The sequence below is a fragment of the Nocardia sp. NPDC024068 genome (genome assembly GCF_040638875.1).
Lineage (GTDB): Bacteria > Actinomycetota > Actinomycetes > Mycobacteriales > Mycobacteriaceae > Nocardia.
The window spans coordinates 48608-69130 of sequence record NZ_JBEZYU010000028.1; the positions used below are offsets into that span (position 1 = coordinate 48608).

A 20523-nucleotide genomic window follows, 5' to 3' on the forward strand; every position below is an offset into this window, starting at 1 on the left:
CGCCTACGACGCCGATATGCCCGCGATGGCGCCGCTGGATATCAACGCCATCGTGGTCGGCGAGGCGCTCACCGCCCGGATCGGCTATCCCTCCACGCTGCTGTCGCCCGAGGAGGTACGGGAGTTCGGCGACCTCTGGGTGCAGGCGCTGGAAGCGGTGGCCCGGCATGCCGATTCGGCCGGGGCCGGCGGGCATACGCCGTCGGATTTCGCGCTGGTCCGGTTGGCGCAGCGCGATATCGACGGGTTCGAACGGCAGTTCGCCGGACCGGTGGCCGATGTGTGGCCGCTGTCGTCGCTGCAGGCCGGTCTGCTCTTCCACGCCCGCCTCGCCGCGCAGTCGGTCGATGTGTACACCGCGCAGGCGGTGCTCACCCTCACCGGACGCGTCGACGCGACCCGGCTGCGGGCCGCGGCCCAGGCACTGGTGGACCGGTACGAGAACCTGCGCACCGCGTTCGTCACCGATTCCGCCGGTAACCCGGTCCAGGTGGTGCTCGACAGTGTCCGGGTCGACTGGGCCGAATACGATCGCGCCGCCACCGGTGACGCGACCGAACTCATCGAAGCCGACCGGTTGCGGCGCTTCGACCTCACCGAACCGCCGCTGATCCGGTTCACCCTGATCCAGGTCGGTGCGGCCGAATGGCAGTTCGTGGTGTCCAACCATCACATCCTGCTCGACGGCTGGTCGATGCCGCTGCTCATGCGGGATCTGCTGGTGCTGTACGCGGCGCACGCCGACAGCAGCGCGCTGCCGGTGGCCCGTTCCTACCGCCACTTCCTGGACTGGCTCGGCCGCCAGGACCACGCCGCGTCGGTCTCGGTGTGGGCGGACGCGTTGTCCGGGATCACCGAGCCCACCCTGCTGACCCGCCCGGACAGCGGTGGCGCCTCCTCGCACGAGATCAACGCGCTCTCCGGCGAATACGAGTTCGGCCTGGACGCGGCCGGGACCGCCCGGCTCACCGCGCTGGCCGCGGAACTCGGGGTCACCGCCAACACCGTGCTGCAGGTGGCCTGGGCGATTCTGATGGGCCGGATGACCAGCCGTGACGATGTGTTGTTCGGCGCCACCGTCTCCGGCCGCCCGGCGCAGCTGTCCGGGGTGGAGACCATGGTCGGCCTGTTCATCAACACCGTTCCGGTGCGGGTGCGCTTCGATCAGTCCGAATCGGCGCGCGAGGTACTGGTCCGCACCCAGTCCGAACAGGCCGATCTGCTCGACCACCACTATGTCGGCCTCTCCGATATCCAGAGCGCCGCCGGTATGGCCACGCTCTTCGACACGCTCTTGGTGTTCGAGTCCTATCCGGTGGACGCGGAAGGTATCCAGGCGCAGGCCACCGATATCGACGGGATGACGGTGACCGGCCTGGACGCGGCCGACGCCACCCACTACCCGCTGACCCTGGTCGCGGCGATGCATTCGGAGCTGCGGATCCGCGCGGGCTACCTGCGCGAGATGTTCGACGAACAGACCGTCCGCCGGATCGCGGACCGCCTGGTGTGGGTGCTGACCGCGATCACCACCGATCCGGCCCGCGCGATCAGCGAGATCGACCTGCTGGGCGCGGGGGAGCGCGAACTCGTGGTGTCGCGGTGGAACGCGACCGACCACACCGTGGACGCCGCGGCCACCCTGGTCTCGATGTTCACCGCGCAGGTCGCGCGGACCCCGGACGCGCCCGCGCTCACCTTCGACGGGACGACGCTGTCCTATGCCGAGTTCGCCGCGCGGGTGAATCCGCTGGCGCGCTGGCTCATCGATCGCGGTGTGGGGCCGGAATCGTATGTGGCGCTGGGTATGCGGCGTTCCATCGACCTGGTGGTCGGGATGTACGCGGTCGCCGTGGCCGGCGGCGCGTACGTCCCGCTGGACCCGGATCATCCGGCCGAGCGCACCGAATACATCCTGAAGACCGCCGACCCGGTGTGTGTGCTGACCTCCGGCGCCGATCTGGCCATCGATACCGCGCAGGTGCGGATGGATCTGCTGGATCTGTCGGGCTACCGCGAGGACGAGGTCACCGACCGCGACCGCTGGGCCCCGGTTTTCCCGGCCGGCACCGCCTACGTCATCTTCACGTCGGGTTCCACCGGCCGGCCCAAGGGGGTCGCGGTATCGCACGCGGCGATCGTGAACCGGCTGGTGTGGATGCAGGACCACTACGGGATGACCCCCGAGGACGCGGTACTGCAGAAGACGCCGTCGACCTTCGACGTGTCGGTCTGGGAGTTCTTCTGGCCGCTGCAGGTCGGTGCGCGACTGGTCGTCGCCAAACCCGATGGGCATCGCGATCCCGCCTACCTGGCCGAGATCATCGAGGCCGAGCGGATCACGGTGGCGCATTTCGTTCCGTCCATGCTCACCGTTTTCGTCGGGGCGCTCGCCGAATCGGGCGTGGCCACCCGCTGTGATTCGCTGCGGATGGTGTTCTCCTCCGGTGAGGCGCTGTCGCCGAAACCCGCGCAGCGGTTGCGGGAACTGACGGGCACCGCACTGCACAACCTCTACGGCCCGACCGAGGCCGCGGTCGACGTGACCTTCCACGAGGTCACCGACGCCGATACGGTTTCGGTGCCGATCGGCGCGCCGGTCTACAACACCCGGCTGTACGTCCTCGACGAGCGGCTGCGACCCGTTCCGGTGGGTGTCGCGGGCGAGCTGTATCTCGCGGGCGCCCAGCTGGCGCGTGGTTATGTGGCCCGCCCGGATCTGTCCGCGGACCGGTTCGTGGCCGATCCCTTCGATACCGGTCGGCGGATGTACCGCACCGGCGACCTGGTGTCCTGGACCCCGGCCGGGGAACTGGATTATCTGGGCCGCACCGACTTCCAGGTGAAACTGCGCGGTCTGCGAATCGAGCTGGGCGAGATCGAATCCGCGCTCACCGGCATCGACGAGGTCGATCAGGCCGTGGTGGTGCTGCGCAGCGATCCGCATACCGGCGATCAGCTGGTCGGCTACGTGGTGGCCGCGGCGGGCGCGCAGCTCGATATCGAAACCGTCCGCGAGGATCTGTCCGCGCAGGTACCGGCCTATATGGTGCCCGCCACGATCATGGCGCTGGACGTCTTCCCGCTCAACGCCTCCGGCAAACTGGACCGCAAGGCACTACCCGCCCCGGTATTCGAGGCGGCGGTGTTCCGGGCCCCCACCACACCGGTGGAGGAGATCGTGGCCCGCACCTTCGCCGAGGTGCTCGGGGTGGAGCGGGCCGGCCTGGACGATGATTTCTTCGCCCTCGGCGGTAACTCGCTCAGCGCCACCCAGGTCGCGGCCCGGCTGTCGGCCGCACTGGATACCGAACTGGCGGTACGCGAACTGTTCGAGGCCTCCACCGTGGCGGCGCTGGCCGCGCGGGCGGAGAGCCGGGCCGGTGCCGGATCGCACGCCGCGCTGGTGCCGCAGCCGCGCCCGACCCAGACCCTGCCCTCCGGTGAGGTCGTGGAACGGGTGCCGCTGTCGCTGGCCCAGCAGCGGATGTGGTTCCTGAACCGGTTCGACCCCGAATCCGCGGTGGACAACATCACCGTCGCGGTCCGGATGTCGGGCCTGCTGGACCGGCAGGCGCTGCAGGTGGCGGTCGCCGATGTGCTGGCCCGGCACGAATCGCTGCGCACCTTCTATCCGGAGGTGGACGGCACCGCCTATCAGCAGGTGGTCCCGACCGCGCAGGTGATCCCCGATCTGACGCCGATCGACGTCGGCGAGACCGACCTGCCGCGTCGCCTCTCCGAGGTCGTGCTGGCCGGTTTCGACGTGACCACCACGGTGCCGTTCCGCGCCCGGCTGTTCGAGATCAGCCCGACCGAGCACGTTCTCGGGTTCGTGGTGCACCACATCTCCGGTGACGGCTTCTCGATGGCGCCGTTCTTCCGCGATGTGGTCACCGCGTACGCCGCCCGGATCGAGGGCGGGGAGCCGGGCTGGCGTCCGCTGGAGGTCCAGTACGCCGATTACGCGCTGTGGCAGCGCCAGGTGCTGGGGTCCGAGGACGATCCGGAATCGGTGATCTCCGAGCAGATCTCCTACTGGACCGATTCGCTGGCCGGTATCCCGGAACAGCTGGATCTGCCCGCCGACCGCCCGCGTCCGGCGATCGCCTCGGGCCGCGGCGCCACCCATCTGTTCGAAATCGACGCCGATACCCATGCCGCGCTGGGCGAACTGGCGCGGGGCCGGGGCGCGACGCTGTTCATGGTGGTGCACGCGGCGTTCGCGGTACTGCTGTCCCGGTTGTCCGGTGAATCCGATATCGCCATCGGCACCCCGGTCGCGGGCCGCGGCGAACGCGCGCTCGACGATCTGATCGGTATGTTCGTCAACACCCTGGTACTGCGCACCGAGGTCGATTCCGCGGCCGGTTTCGACGAACTGCTCGGGGCGGTGCGTGCCACCGATATCGCCGCGTTCGGGCATGCGGATCTGCCGTTCGAGCGGTTGGTGGAGATCCTGAACCCGGCGCGGTCGCAGGCCCGCAACCCGCTGTTCCAGGTGATGCTGTCGCTGCAGAACACCCGGCAGGTCAGTATGGAGCTGCCCGGCCTCACCATCGGCGGGGTCGAACTGCCCATCGAAACCGCCAAATTCGATCTGGCCCTGGAACTCACCGAGCGGATCGGTGAGCAGGCCGGAACCGCGGCGGGTATCACGGCCAAGTTCGTGTACGCCACCGATCTGTTCGACGCCGATACCGTGGCGACCTTCGGCCGCCGTTTCCTGCGGCTGCTCAAAACCCTCACCAAGACGCCGGAGCGGCCGCTCGGCGATCTGCCGATGCTGGAACCGGCCGAGGCCGCGCAGGAACTGCGCGGCTGGCACGGCGTGGGCCGTCCGGTGGACCCGGCGGGCACGGTCGTCGACTGGTTCACCGAACAGGCCGCCGCGACCCCCGAGGCGGTCGCCGTGGTCGACCGGTCGGGCGCCGAACCCGGCGAAACGCTCACCTACGCCGAATTCGCCGGGCGGGTCGCCCGGCTGGCGCGGCGGCTGATCGAGGCGGGCGCCGGACCCGATACCCGGGTCGCGCTGGGTATGCGCCGGTCGCTGGATCTGGCCGTTGCCATCCACGCGGTGCTGCAGGCCGGTGCCGCCTACGTGCCGCTGGATCTGGACCAGCCGTCCGAACGCCTGACCTATGTGCTCGATACCGCGGCACCGGTCTGTGTGCTGACCACCGGCCGGGACGATTTCGCGCCCGCCGGCCTGCCGCGCCTGGTGCTCGACGAGCTGGATCTCTCCGGTTACGCCGACACCCCGGTAACCGACGCCGAGCGGCTGCTCCCGCTGCGCCCGGACCAGCTGGCGTACGTGATCTTCACGTCCGGATCCACCGGCCGCCCGAAGGGCGTCGGAGTGACCCATGCCGCGCTGCATCATCAGATGCGCTGGCTGGTCACCGAATTCGGGCTCTCCGCCGACGATGTGGTGCTGTACAAGACCCCGGCCACCTTCGACGCCTCGGTCTGGGAGCCGCTGGCCCCGCTGCTGAGCGGCGCGCGGACCGTGGTCGCCACCCCGGACGGGCATCGCGATACCGGGTACCTGTCCCGGACGATCGCCGAGGAACGGGTCACCCTGGCCTCGTTCGTTCCGTCCCTGCTGAGCATTTTCGCCACCACCACCGATCCGGCCGCGCTCGGCACGCTGCGGGCGCTGCTGGTCGGCGGTGAGGCCTTCACCCGGGAGTCGGTGCTGGCGTTCCGGCGGCTCGGGGTACCGAACGTGGCACTGGTCAACCTGTACGGACCGACGGAGGTCACGGTCAACTCCACCTACGCGGTGGTGCCGGATTCCGTCTCCGCGACGGTGCCGATCGGCTACCCGGTCTGGAACACCCAGGCCTATGTGCTCGACGCCCGGCTGCATCCGGTGCCCCCGGGCGCCGCGGGTGAGCTGTATCTGGCGGGGCCGCAGCTGGCGCGCGGCTACTTCGGCCGGGCGGCGCTGACCGCCGACCGGTTCCTGCCCAACCCGTTCGGGCCCGGCGGTTCGCGGATGTACCGCACCGGCGATCTGGTGGCCCGCGACAAATCGGGTGCGCTGGTCTACCGGGGCCGCACCGATTTCCAGGTGAAGCTGCGCGGTCTGCGTATCGAACTGGGCGAGATCGAGTCGGCGCTGGCCGAGCACGAATCGGTCGCGCAGTCGGTGGTACTGGTGCTTTCGGACGCCCATACCGGCGACCGCCTGGTCGGGTACGTGGTGCCCGCGGCGGGCGCGGTCGTGGACGTCGATACGCTGCGCGATCATCTGGCCGACCGGCTGCCGAGCTATATGGTGCCCGCCGCGTTCATGGTGCTCGACGCGCTGCCGCTGAACGCCAGCGGCAAACTGGACCGCCGCGCCCTGCCGGAACCGGTGTTCGCGGCGCGGGAGTTCCGCGCGCCGGGCACCCCGGTCGAGGAGATCGTGGCGAACGTGTTCGCCGAGGTCCTGGGCGTGCCCGCGGATCGCCGGGTCGGTCTGGACGACGATTTCTTCGAACTCGGCGGCAACTCGCTGATCGCGACCCGGGTCGCCGCCCGGCTCGGTGCCGCGCTGGAAACCGAAGTGCCGGTGCGGATGCTGTTCGAGGCGTCCACCGTGGTGGGTCTGGCGACCCGGGTGGAGCAGGCCGGCGGCGGGGCGCGGCAGGCGCTGGTCGCCGGACCGCGCCCGGAGCGGGTGCCGCTGTCGCTGGCACAGCAGCGGATGTGGTTCCTCAACCGGTTCGACAACCAGTCCGCGGCCTACCACGTACCGATGGCCGTCCGGTTGACCGGTCGCCTGGAAGTGGACGCGCTGCGCGCCGCGATCGGCGATCTGGTGAGTCGGCACGAGGTACTGCGCACGGTGTACCCGGATACCGACCAGGGCCCGGTGCAGGTGGTGCTGCCGGTGGCCGGCGCGGTTCCAGAACTCGCGGTCCGCACGGTGGCCGCCGACGCGGTGCAGGGCGCGGTCCTCGAACTCGTCTCGACCGTTTTCGATGTCACCGATGAGGTGCCGTTGCGGGTGGCGCTGTTCGAGATCGAGGGCGCGACCGACGAATACGTGCTGGCGATGGTCGTCCACCACATCTCCGGTGACGGTTCCTCGGTGGGTCCGCTGACCCGCGATCTGATGATCGCCTACGCGGCGCGCGCCGCCGGTGAGACGCCGGGCTGGGCGCCGCTGCCGGTGCAGTACGCCGACTACAGCATCTGGCAGCGGATCGTCCTCGGTGCCGAGGACGATCCGGAATCGCTGGCGCACAAGCAGGTCGCGTACTGGCGGTCGGCGCTGGCCGATCTGCCCGACCAGCTGGATCTGCCGGCGGACCGGCCGCGGCCCGCGGTGCAGTCCTACACCGGCGGCCGGGTCGAGGTCCGGATCGACGCCGCGATCCACCGGGCGCTGCTGGAAGTGGCGCGCGATGAGCACGCCACCCTGTTCATGGTCGTGCATTCCGCGTTCGCGGTGCTGCTGGCACGGCTTTCCGGCACCGACGATATCGCGATCGGTACGCCGCTGGCGGGCCGCGGCGAGGCCGCGCTCGACGATCTGATCGGCATGTTCGTCAATACCGTGGTGTTCCGCACCCGGGTCGACGGCGGACAGCCGTTCACCGAGCTGCTGGCGCGGCAGCGGGAGAAGGATATCCAGGCGTTCGCCAACGCCGACGTGCCGTTCGAGCGACTGGTCGAGGTGCTCAACCCGGTCCGCTCCACCGCGCGGCATCCGCTGTTCCAGGTGGGTCTGTCGTTCCAGAACCTGGCGTCCTCGACGCTGGAGCTGCCCGGGCTCACCGTGTCCGGGGTGGATATCGACACCGAACTGTCGCAGTTCGACCTGCACCTGATCGTCGGCGACAATTACGACGACGCGGGTGCGCCCGACGGTATCGGCGGTTACCTCACCTACGCGACCGATCTGTTCGACCACACCACCGCACAGGGTTTCGTGGATCGTTTCATCCGGCTGCTCGGTGCCTTGATCGCCGATCCGGAGACTGCGGTCGGTGATCTCGAACTGCTCGCCGCGGGTGAGCGTGCCACGGTGATCGCGGAGCGCAATGCCACCGCGCATCCCGTGGATACCGCCGCGACACTGGCTTCGCTGCTGGCCGCGACGGCCGCGACGGCGCCGAAGGATGTGGCCCTCGTCGCCGACGACGGGTCGCAGCTGACCTATGCGGAGCTGGACGCCCGGGTGAATACCCTGGCGCGACAGCTGATCTCGCGGGGTGTGGGCCCGGAGGACCGCGTGGCGCTGGCGATGCGGCGGTCGGTGGACCTCGTGGTGGCGATGTACGCGGTCGCTGTCGCCGGTGGTGCGTATGTGCCGGTGGATCCGGATCAGCCGGCGGAGCGGACGGGCTACATCCTGGAGACGGCGGCACCGGTCTGCGTGCTGACGAACGCGGATGCGGAATTCGCCACGGACGCGGCGCCGGTCCTCGTCCTGGACGAGCTGGATCTCACCGGGACGAGCGCGGCGCCCGTGACCGATGCCGAACGGGTGGCCCCGCTGCGGCCGGAACACACCGCGTACGTGATCTTCACGTCCGGTTCCACCGGGCGCCCGAAGGGTGTGGCGGTACCGCATCAGGCCATCGCCAACCAGTTGCAGTACGTGGTCACCGAGTTCGGGATGGACGCGGCGGACGCGGTGCTGTTGAAGACGGCCGCGACGTTCGACCTGTCGGTATGGGAGTTCTGGTCGGCCGCGGTGTGCGGTGGCCGGCTGGTGATCGCCTCGGTCGACGGGCATCGGGATCCGTCGTATCTGAACGAAGTGATGCGGCGCGAGTGGGTGACCACCCTGCATGTGGTGCCCTCGATGCTGGACGCGCTGGTGGCGGACGGTCTGCCGGATTCGCTGTGGCGGGTCATGGCGATCGGTGAGGCGCTGCCCGGCGCCACGGCGCAGCGGATGCTCACCGCGACGCCACGGGTGGAACTGTTCAACCTCTACGGTCCGACCGAGGCCGCGGTGTCGATCACCACTCATCGGGTGACCAGCGCGGATCAGGTGTCGGTGCCGATCGGTGTTCCGCAGTGGAACAACCGGGTCCATGTACTCGACGACCGGCTGCGGCCGGTGCCCGACGGTGTCGCGGGTGAGCTCTACCTGGCGGGCGCCCAGCTGGCGCGCGGGTACTTCGCCCGGGAGGACCTCACGGCCGACCGGTTCGTCGCCGATCCGTTCGCGGCCGGTGAGCGGATGTACCGGACCGGTGACCTGGTGGCGTGGAACGCGGCCGGGGAACTCGAGTACCGGGGTCGTACGGACTTCCAGGTGAAGATTCGTGGTTTCCGTATCGAGCTGGGTGAGATCGAGGCGGCGTTGCTGGCGTTGCCGGAGATCGCGCAGGTCGCGGTGATCGCGAAATCCGATTCGCGTACCGGTGATCGGCTCGTGGGTTATCTGGTGCCGGGGCAGGGGTCTGTCGATACGGCGCGGGTTTCGGCGGAGTTGTCGGCGCAGTTGCCGTCGTACATGGTGCCGTCGGCGTTCGTGGTGCTGGACGCGCTGCCGTTGAACGTGAACGGCAAGCTGGACCGGAAGGCGTTGCCGGAGCCGGAGTTCGAGGCGAAGGTTTTCCGGGCTCCGTCGACTCCGGTCGAGGAGATCGTGGCGGGTGTGTTCGCCGATGTGCTCGGGGTGGAGCGGGTCGGCGCGGATGATGATTTCTTCGCGCTCGGTGGTAACTCGCTGCTGGCGACGCAGGTGACCGCACGGATCGGCGCCGCCCTGGACGCGGCCGTCCCGGTCCGCACCCTCTTCGAGGCATCCACCGTCGCCGGGCTCGCGGTCCGGGCCGAGCAGCGGGCCGGTTCGGGCCGTCGCAAGGCGCTGGTCGCGGGTCCGCGACCGGAGCGGATTCCGCTGTCGCTGGCGCAGCAGCGGATGTGGTTCCTCAACCAGTTCGACACCGACTCCGCCGCCTACAACATCCCCGTCGCGGTCCGGCTCACCGGTGAACTCGATCTGGCCGCGTTGCAGCAGGCTGTCGCCGATGTGGTGTCGCGGCACGAAACCCTGCGCACCGTCTACCCCGAACAGGACGGGCAGCCGCATCAGGTGGTGCTGCCGGTCGAGCGGGCGGTCCCGGATCTGACGCCGGTCCCGATCGCCGCCGAGTCGCTGCGCGAGCGGGTCGCCGGCGTGATCGCCACCGGCTTCGACGTCACCGCCGAGGTACCGCTGCGCGCCGCGCTGCTGCACCTCGATCAGGGCGATTACGTGCTGGTGTTCGTCGCCCATCACATCGGCGCCGACGGCTGGTCGATGGGCCCGCTGACCCGCGACGTGATGACCGCCTACGCGTCCCGCGCCGCCGGGTTCACGCCCGGATGGTCGCCGTTGCCGGTGCAGTACGCCGACTACAGCATCTGGCAGCGGGAGATCCTCGGGTCCGAGGACGATGCGCAGAGCCTGGTCCGTGAACAGGCCGATTACTGGCGCAAGGCCCTCGCCGGAATCCCCGACGAGCTGAACCTGCCCGCCGACCGGCCGCGGCCCACCGCGCAGTCCTTCGCCGGCGGCAGTGTGCAGTTCCGCGTCGACGACGAACTGCATCGCGCGCTGTCGCGGCTCGCGGCCGAGCACAACGCGACCCTGTTCATGGTCGTGCACGCCGCGCTGGCGCTGTTCCTGGCGCGGATGTCGGGCACCGACGATATCGCCATCGGCACCCCGGTCGCGGGTCGTGGCGAAGCCGAACTCGACGATGTCATCGGTATGTTCGTCAACACCCTGGTGCTGCGCTCGCATGTCCGGGGCGAACTGGACTTCGGGGAATTCCTGACCGCCACCAAGGACGCCGATCTGCAGGCGTTCGCGCACGCGGACCTGCCGTTCGAGCGGCTGGTGGAACTGCTGGACGTGGAACGCTCCACCGCGCGGCATCCGCTGTTCCAGGTGGCGCTGTCGTTCGAGAACCTGCCGAAATCCGATTTCGAACTGCCCGGCCTGCGGGTCGCCGGTGTCGATTTCGATATCGACACCGCGAAATTCGACCTCTCGCTCACGCTCACCGAAACCGGGCCCGGCGCGGGTATGTTCGCGGAGTTCTCCTACGCCCGCGACCTCTTCGACGAGGAGACGGTCGGGGTCTTCGCGCGGCGCTTCCTGCGGCTGCTGCGTGCGGTGAGCACCGCGCCCGAGACGCCCATCGGCGATCTGCCGCTGCTCGACGACGGCGAGTTCCGGCTGCTCACCCATGTCCACGGTGACGAGGTCATGGCCACCGGGCTGCTGCCGGAACTGCTGGCCCAGGGTGTGGCGCTCAACCCGGACGGGGTCGCGGTCCGCTACCGCGGCCGGTCCATCAGCTACCGGGAACTCGACGATTTCTCGTCGCGGCTGGCGCGGGTGCTCATCGACCGGGGCGTGGGCCCCGAACGGATCGTGGCGCTGTCGTTCCCGCGGTCCTACGAGATGGTGGCCGCGTTCTGGGCGGTCACCAAGGCCGGCGGTGCGCATGTGCCGGTGGATCCGATGTATCCGGAAGACCGGATGCGCCATATGCTCACCGACTCCGGCGCCGTACTCGGCATCACCAGCGGTGAGTATGTGGACCGGCTCCCCGGCGATGTCCAGTGGCTGCGGCTCGACGATCCCGAATTCCTCGCGGAAATCGACGCGCGTCCGAGCGGCCGGGTGGACGATTCCGAACGGCTCGCGCCGCTGATGATGTGGCATCCCGCCTACGTCATCTACACCTCCGGGTCGACCGGTCTGCCCAAGGGCGTCATGGTCACCCACGCGGGTATGGGCGGCCTGGCCGATGTGGCCACCGATCTGTACCACCTGGAATCGCACCACAAGTTCCTGCACATCTGCTCGCCCAGCTTCGACCCGTCGGTGCTGGAATGGGTCTGCGCCGGCTATACCGGGGCCACCCTGGTGGTGGTGCCGGGCGAGATCATCGGTGGTCCGGATCTGGCGGAACTGCTGCGCTCCGAAGGTGTTACGCACACCATCATCACCCCCGCCGTGCTGGGCACCATGGACCCGGCCGGAATCGAATCGCTCGAAGTGGCCTCGGTCGGCGGCGATGTGACCACGCCCGAACTGCTGGCCAAATGGGAGCCGGGCCGCAAGTACTTCAACGGTTACGGCCCCACCGAGACCACCATCATCTCGTCGTACGCGCGACTGTCGCCCGGTGACCACATCACCATCGGCGATCCGGTGCACGGGATGACGGCGCTGATCCTGGACGCCCGCCTGAACCCGGTGCCGCCGGGTGTCGCGGGTGAGCTGTATCTGGCGGGCGGCGCGCTGGCGCGCGGCTACCACAACCGGCCCGATCTCACCGCGGACCGGTTCGTGGCCAACCCGTTCAGCTTCGCGGGCTCCCGGATGTACCGCACCGGCGACGTGGTGCGCTGGTATGCCGATCCGGGTCTCCGCGGCGGTAACGAGGCGCTGCCCACCGTGCCCTGGCAGCTCGACTACGTGGGCCGCTCCGACTTCCAGGTCAAGATCCGCGGTTTCCGGGTGGAACTGGGCGAGATCGATTCCGCGCTCGGCCGGCACCCGGATATCGAATACGCGATCACCCTCGGCAAACAGACCGACGCGGGCGCCACGATCCTGGTGTCGTATGTGCTCGCCGCCGTGGGCCGCGCTGTCGATACCGACGCGGTCACCGAATTCGTGGGCCGGTCGCTGCCGCCGCATATGGTGCCGTCGGCGATCGTGGTGCTCGATGAGATCCCGCTGACCCCGGTCGGCAAACTCGACCGCAAGGCGCTGCCGGAACCGCAGCTGAAGGCGCGGGAGTTCCGCGCCCCGGTCGGCGAGATCGAGACCGTGATCGCCCAGGTGTTCGCCGATGTGCTCGGCGTCGACCAGATCGGCGTCGACGATTCGTTCTTCGGGCTCGGCGGCGATTCCATCCTGTCGATCCAGCTGGTGTCGCGGGCCAAGGCGCGCGGGGTCGTGTTCAGCCCGCGCGATGTGTTCGAACGGCGGACAGTGGCCGCGCTGGCCGAGGTCGCCACCGCCGGTGGCGCCGACGAACCGCGCCTGGCCGAGCTGCCCGGTGGCGGTGTGGGCGATATCCCGCTGCTGCCGATCATGGCGCAGATCATGGACGGTCAGGACAATCCCGAGGGCGCCGAGAACTACCGGCGGTTCTCGCAGTCGATGATGCTGCGGCTGCCGGTGGATATCGACTCCGAGACCCTGGTCGCCACCCTGGCCGCGGTCTTCGACCACCACGACGCGCTGCGGACCCGGTTGCGGACCGGAGACGGCGCCCCGGAATTCGAGGCGCTGGCACCCGGCGCGGTGGACCCGGCGGCGCTGCTGCACCGGGTCGAACTCGACGGCGCGATCGACGACGACGAACTCACCCGTATCGCTTCCGCCGAGCTCGACGACGCGCTGGGCCGCCTCGATCCGGCCGCGGCGAGCATGGTGCGGTTCGTCTGGTTCGCCTTCTCCGGCGGCACCCGGCGCGACGTGCTGCTGATCGTCGCGCACCACTTCGTGGTCGACGGTGTGTCCTGGCGCATCGTCATCCCCGACCTCGCACTGGCCTGGTCGCAGCTGGCCGCCGGGGAGCCGGTGGCGCTGCCGCCGGTGGGCACCTCGCTGCGGCGCTGGGCGCACGGCCTGGCCGAGGCCGCCGGTGACCCGGACCGGGTGGCCGAACTCGCGTACTGGCAGCGGGTCGCCGCCACCCCGGACCCGCTGCTCGGTGCCCGCCCGTTCGACCCCGCCGTCGATACCAACGCCACGGTGGAACGGTTCGAGGTGCGGCTACCGGCCGCGGTCACCGAGGCCGTGCTGACCACGATCCCGGCCCGCTATCACGGCGGCCCCAACGACGCGCTGCTGTCCGCGCTCGCACTGGCGGTCGCCCGCTGGCGCGGCGACGGACCGGATTCGGCCACCCTGCTGAAACTGGAGGGTCACGGACGCGAGGAGTCCGTGGTACCCGGCGCCGATCTGTCCCGCACGGTCGGCTGGTTCACCGCCGCCCATCCGATGCGGCTCGACCTCGGCGGCATCGATCTCGATGCGGCGCTGCGCGGTGAGGCCGTCCTCGGCGAGGTGCTGAAATCGGTGAAGGAGCAGCTGCTCTCGGTCCCCGACAAGGGGCTGGGCTACGGCCTGCTGCGCTATCTGAACGCCGGAACCGGTGCGCAACTGCCCGCTTCGGTGCCGGGCCAGATCAGCTTCAACTATCTGGGCCGGGTGTCGGCCGGTGAGATCCCGGCCGAACTGGCCGAACTGGGCTGGGTGCCGACCACCGATCTGGGCCGGATCGACGCCGATATGGATCGGGATATGCCCGCCAACGCGGTGCTCGATATCAACGCCATCGTCGATTCCGGCGATGAGGGCCCGCAGTTGAACGCGGTGTTCGCGTTCCCGTCCGGGCTGCTGACCGAGGCGAAGGTCCGGGAGTTCGCCGACCTCTGGGTCGCCGCCCTGACCGCGCTGGCCGAGCACGCCCGGCGGCCGGAGGCCGGTGGTTTCACGCCGTCGGATATGTCGCTGGTCCGCGTCGGGCAGCGCGATATCGAGGAATGGGAGCGTCGCTACCCGGCGCTCGCCGAGGTGTGGCCGCTGTCGCCGCTACAGTCCGGTCTGCTGTTCCACGCCCAGTTCACCCAGGACACGGTGGACGTCTACACCATGCAGGCCACCGTCGACCTGAGTGGCGCGGTGGACGCGGCCCGGCTGCGGGCCGCCGCCGAGGCGATGTTCGGCCGCTACCCGAATCTGCGGACGGCGTTCGTCTCCGATGCCGCCGGGCAACCGGTGCAGGTGGTCCTGGACCGGGTCGAGGTGCCGTGGCGGGAGTTCGATCTGCGCACGCTGCCCGAGGCCGAGCGGGAGACCGAACGGCTGCGGCTGCTGGCCGAGGATCAGGCCACGCATTTCGATATGACGGTGCCGCCGCTGATGCGGTTCAACCTGTTCCGGTTGACCGACGACAGCCGGCAGCTGGCCATCACGACCCATCACATCCTGCTCGACGGCTGGTCCATGCCGCTGCTGATGCGGGAACTGCTGACGCTGTACGCGTTGCGCGGGGAGACCGCGGCCCTGCCGCGGGTGGCGTCCTACCGTGGGTTCCTGTCCTGGCTGGCCGGTCGCGACCGGGCCGTCTCGGAACAGGCGTGGGCCGACGCGCTCGACGGGTTCACCGATCCGACACTGCTGGCGCCGCAGCCGGTGGAGTCGGAGAGCTACGAGATCGGCAAGCTGGTCACCACTCTCGACGAGCAGCGGACCCGGCAGCTCGCCGACCGGGCCGCGCACCTCGGGGTCACGGTGAATACGCTGGTGCAGGCGGCCTGGGGCATTCTGCTCGGCCGGCTCACCGGCAGCGACGATGTGGTGTTCGGCGCCACCGTCTCCGGCCGCCCGGCCGAACTGGCCGGGGTGGAATCCATGGTGGGCCTGTTCATCAACACGCTGCCGGTGCGGGTCCGTATCGACGGCGCCGCCACCACCAGCGATCTGCTCACCGCCCTGCAGCGGGAGCAGGCGGCCCTGCTGGACCACCACTACCTCGGGCTCACCGATATCCAGCGGGCCACCGGCGCCCCGGCGGTATTCGACAGCCTGTTCATCTTCGAGTCGTATCCGATCGACTCGGCGGCCATCGCCGCCACCAGTGAGATCGACGGGATGTCGGTCACCGGTGCCGGGATGTTCGACAACACCCACTATCCGCTCACCATCCTGGTCACCGCGGAAAGCACCGTCGAGGTGGTGCTGAAGTACCTGACCAGCCATTTCGACGCCGACGCGATCGAGGCCCTGGCGGCCCGGCTGAACCGGGTGCTGGACGCCCTGATCGACGCCCCGGACCTGCCGGTCGGTGATATCGACATCGTGCTCGGCGCTGCCGAGCGCACGCGGGTGCTCACGGAATGGAACGACACCGCGCATCCGGTGGCGCCGGAACTGCTGACGGCCGGGTACGCCCGGGCCGCGGCCGCGTACCCGGATCGGGTCGCGGTGGAGTACGAGGGCGAACAGCTCACCTACCGCGAGTTCGACGAGCGGGTGAACCGCCTGGCGCGGTTGCTGATCGCCGAGGGTGTGGGCCCGGAATCGCTGGTGGGCCTGGCGGTCCGGCGGTCGCTGGATCTGGTGGTCGGGATGTACGCGATCATCACGGCCGGTGGTGCGTATGTGCCGCTGGATCCGGATCACCCGGCCGAGCGGATCGGCCATATCCTCGACACCGCCCGCCCGGTCTGCGTGGTCACCACCACGCGCGACGCGGTACCGGTGCCCGAGGGCACCCCGGTGCTGGCCATCGATACCGCCGATACCACCGCCTACGACGGCGCGCCGGTATCGCCGGCGGAACTGCGTGGTCCGGTGCGCCCGGAGAACCCGGCGTATGTGATCTTCACGTCCGGTTCGACGGGTCGCCCGAAGGGTGTGGCGGTTTCCCATCGCGCGATCAACAACCAGACCGAGTGGATGCTGGCCGAGTACCCGATGGGTCCCGACGACGTCTACTTCCAGAAGACGGCGACCACCTTCGACGTCTCGCTGTGGGGCTGGTTCATGCCGCTGCGGGCCGGTGCGACGCTGGTCGTGGCGACCCCCGACGGTCATCGCGATCCGGCCTATATCGCCGAGACCATCGCGGCGCGGCAGGTGACGGTCACCGACTTCGTGCCGTCGATGCTCACCGTGTTCGCCACCCATACGCAGCCGGGTTCGATCCCGACGCTGAAGCATGTGTTCGTGATCGGCGAGGCGCTGCCGCCGGAGACCGTCTCGGCGATGAAGGCCGTCTCCGACGCCGGTGTGCACAACCTCTACGGCCCGACCGAGGCCGCCGTGTCGGTGACCTACTGGCCCGCCGAGGGCACCGAACGGGGCAGTGTCCCGATCGGCCTGCCGCAGTGGAACACCCGCGTCTACGTGCTCGACGCGCGCCTGCATCCGGTCGCCCCGGGTGTCGTGGGTGAGCTGTATCTCGCGGGCGATCAGCTGGCCCGCGGGTATGTGGCCCGGCCCGATCTCAGCGCGGATCGTTTCGTGGCCAACCCGTTCGATTCCGGTGAGCGGATGTACCGCACCGGCGACCTGGTGCGCTGGCAGGATGCCGCCGGGCAGCCGGTCCTGGATTACCTGGGCCGCACCGATTTCCAGGTGAAGTTCCGTGGCCAGCGCATCGAGCTGGGCGATATCGAATCGGCGCTGCTGGCGCAGCCGTCGGTGAGCCAGGCCGTGGCGCTGGTGATGCCGTCCGAACTCGGCGACCAGCTGGTGGCCTACGCGGTCCCCGCGCCGGGCGCCGAGATCGACCAGGCGGTACTGCGGGAAGCGATCGGGCGGACCCTGCCCACGTACATGATTCCCGGCGCCGTCGTCGGCCTGGCCGAGTTCCCGCTGAACACCAGCGGCAAGCTCGACCGCAAGGCGCTGCCGAAACCGAGTTTCGCGAGCCGGGACTTCCGCGCGCCCTCGACACCGATCGAGGAGATCGTGGCCGGGGTCTTCGCGGATCTGCTGGGTGTGGCGCGGGTCGGCGCGGACGACGATTTCTTCGCCCTCGGCGGTAACTCGCTGATCGCGACCCAGGTGGTGGCCCGGCTGGGCGCCGCACTGGATACCCGCGTGCCCGTGCGTGAGCTGTTCGACAACGGCACCGTCTCGGCCCTGGCCGCGGCACTGGAATCGCAGACCCGCGGCACCCGTCTCGCACTCGGCGAGCTGGAACGGCCGGAGCGGATCCCGCTGTCGCTGGCACAGCAGCGGATGTGGTTCCTCAACCGGTTCGACGCGCAGTCGGCGGCCTACAACATGCCGGTCGCGGTGCGGTTGTCCGGTGAACTGGATGTGGACGCGCTGCGCGCGGCCATCGGTGACCTGGTCGCCCGGCACGAGATCCTGCGGACCTACTACCCGGAGACGGAACAGGGTCCGGTGCAGGTGATCGTGCCCGCGGCCGGTGCGGTACCCGAACTGGAACTGCGCGAGGTGTCCGCGGCGTCGGTGGAAACCGAGGTCATGGCACTGATCTCCACCGTGTTCGATGTGACCGCGGCGATCCCGCTGAAACTGGCGCTCTTCCGGATCACCGACGCGGATACCGCGGGCCCGGACGAGTACGTCCTGGCCATGGTGGTGCACCACATCTCCGGTGACGGTTCTTCGGTGGGCCCGATGGTCCGGGATCTGATGACCGCCTACGCCGCCCGCTCGGCGGGCGCGGCGCCGGAGTGGCGGCCGCTGCCGGTGCAGTACGCCGATTTCAGTATCTGGCAGCGCGCGGTGCTCGGCGACGAGGACGATCCGGAATCGCCGGCGCACAAGCAGGTCGCGTACTGGCGCTCGGCGCTGGCCGAGCTGCCGGATCAGCTGGATCTGCCGTCCGACCGGCCGCGTCCGGCGGTGCAGACCTTCGCCGGCGGTAAGGCCGCCGTCGAGATCGACGCCGCGACCCATCGCGCCCTGACCGAACTCGCGCGGGCCGAGGGCGCCACCCTGTTCATGGTGGTGCACTCCGCGCTCGCGGTGCTGCTGGCCCGGCTGTCGGGCACCGGCGATATCGCCATCGGTTCGCCGCTGGCGGGCCGCGGTGAAGCCGAACTGGACGATCTGATCGGCATGTTCGTGAACACGCTGGTGTTCCGGACCCAGGTCGACAGCGGCGAGAGCTTCGCCGGCCTGCTGGCCCGCCAGCGCGATATCGACGTGCAGGCCTTCGCCAACGCCGATGTCCCGTTCGAGCGGCTGGTCGAGGTGCTCAATCCGGTACGTTCCACCGCGCGGCATCCGCTGTTCCAGGTGGGTCTGTCGTTCCAGAACCTGGCGCGTACCGGCCTGGAATTGCCGGGGCTCACGCTGTCCGGCGTGGACGTCGATACCGAACTGTCGCAGTTCGATCTGCATCTGATCGTCTCCGACCAGTACGGCGACTCCGGCGAACCGCAGGGTCTCACCGGCTACTTCACCTATGCGACGGATCTGTTCGATCTGCCCACGGTGCAGGGTTTCGTGGACCGTTTCACCCGGCTGCTCGGCGCGATCGTCGCCGACCCCGGTGCGCCGGTCGGCGATATCGAACTGCTCGCGGCCGCCGAACGCGACCGGGTGCTCACCACGCGCAACGACACCGTGCGTTCGGTGCCGCAGGAAACTCTGGCCGCACTGCTCGCGGCGACCGTCCAGCGCGACCCGAAGGCGGCCGCGCTGGTGGCCGACGACGGGGCGCAGCTGACGTACGCGGAGCTGGACGCGCGGGTGAACACCCTGGCGCGGCATCTGATTTCACTGGGTGTGGGTCCGGAGGACCGGGTGGCGCTGGCATTGCGTCGTTCGGTGGATCTGGTTGTCGCGATGTACGCGGTCTCGGTGGCCGGTGGTGCGTATGTGCCGGTGGATCCGGATCAGCCGGCGGAGCGGACCGGTTACATCCTGGAGACGGCGGCACCGGTCTGTGTGCTGACCGGCTCCGGAACCGGATTCACCACCGATATCGCGCCGACTGTGCTCCTGGACGAACTCGACGCCGACGGCGTGGACGAGTCCCCGGTGACCGATGCGGAGCGGGTGGCCCCGCTGCGGCCGGAACACACGGCGTACGTGATCTTCACGTCCGGTTCGACGGGCCGGCCGAAGGGTGTGGCGGTGCCGCACGCGGCGATCGCCAACCAGTTGCAGTATGTCGTCGCGGAATTCGAGATGGACGCCGCCGACGCGGTGCTGTTGAAGACGGCCGCGACGTTCGACCTGTCGGTGTGGGAGTTCTGGTCGGCCGCGGTCTGCGGTGGCCGGCTGGTGATCGCCTCCGCCGAAGGTCATCGCGATCCGTCGTATCTGAACGAGCTGATGCGGCGCGAGTGGGTGACCACCCTGCATGTGGTCCCGTCGATGCTGGACGCGCTGCTCGCCGACGAACTGCCGGATTCGCTGTGGCGGGTGCTGGCGATCGGTGAGGCGCTGCCCGGCGCGACCGCGCAGCGGATGCTGTCCTCGCATCCGCGGACCGAACTGTTCAACCTCTACGGCCCCACCGAGGCCGCGGTGTCGATCACCACGCACCGGGTGACCCCGGCCGATCGCCACAGCGTGCCGATCGGTGTGCCGCAGTGGAACAGCCGGGTGTACGTACTGGACGACCGGTTGCGGCCGGTGCCCGACGGTGTCGCGGGTGAGCTGTATCTCGCGGGCGGGCAGCTGGCGCGCGGCTACTTCGGGCGCGCGGATCTGAGCGCGGACCGGTTCGTCGCGAACCCGTTCGCGGCCGGTGAGCGGATGTACCGGACCGGTGACCTGGTGGCGTGGAACGCGGCCGGGGAACTCGAGTACCGGGGTCGTACGGACTTCCAGGTGAAGATTCGTGGTTTCCGGATCGAGCTGGGTGAGATCGAGGCGGCGTTGCTGGCGTTGCCGGAGATCGCGCAGGTCGCGGTGATCGCGAAATCCGATTCGCGTACCGGTGATCGGCTCGTCGGTTATCTGGTGCCGGGGCAGGGGTCTGTCGATACGGCGCGGGTTTCGGCGGAGTTGTCGGCGCAGTTGCCGTCGTACATGGTGCCGTCGGCGTT

General features: G+C 69.6%; 1 protein-coding gene (running past one end of the window). It reads left to right on the forward strand.

Features of this window, described 5'->3' with window-relative positions; genetic code table 11:
• Window positions 1-20523: part of a non-ribosomal peptide synthase/polyketide synthase coding region (locus AB0F41_RS20600; protein WP_357426090.1), annotated on the forward strand (this coding region is incomplete at its 3' end). 20639 nt of the annotated region lie to the left of the window's left edge; the window shows 20523 of its 41162 annotated nt.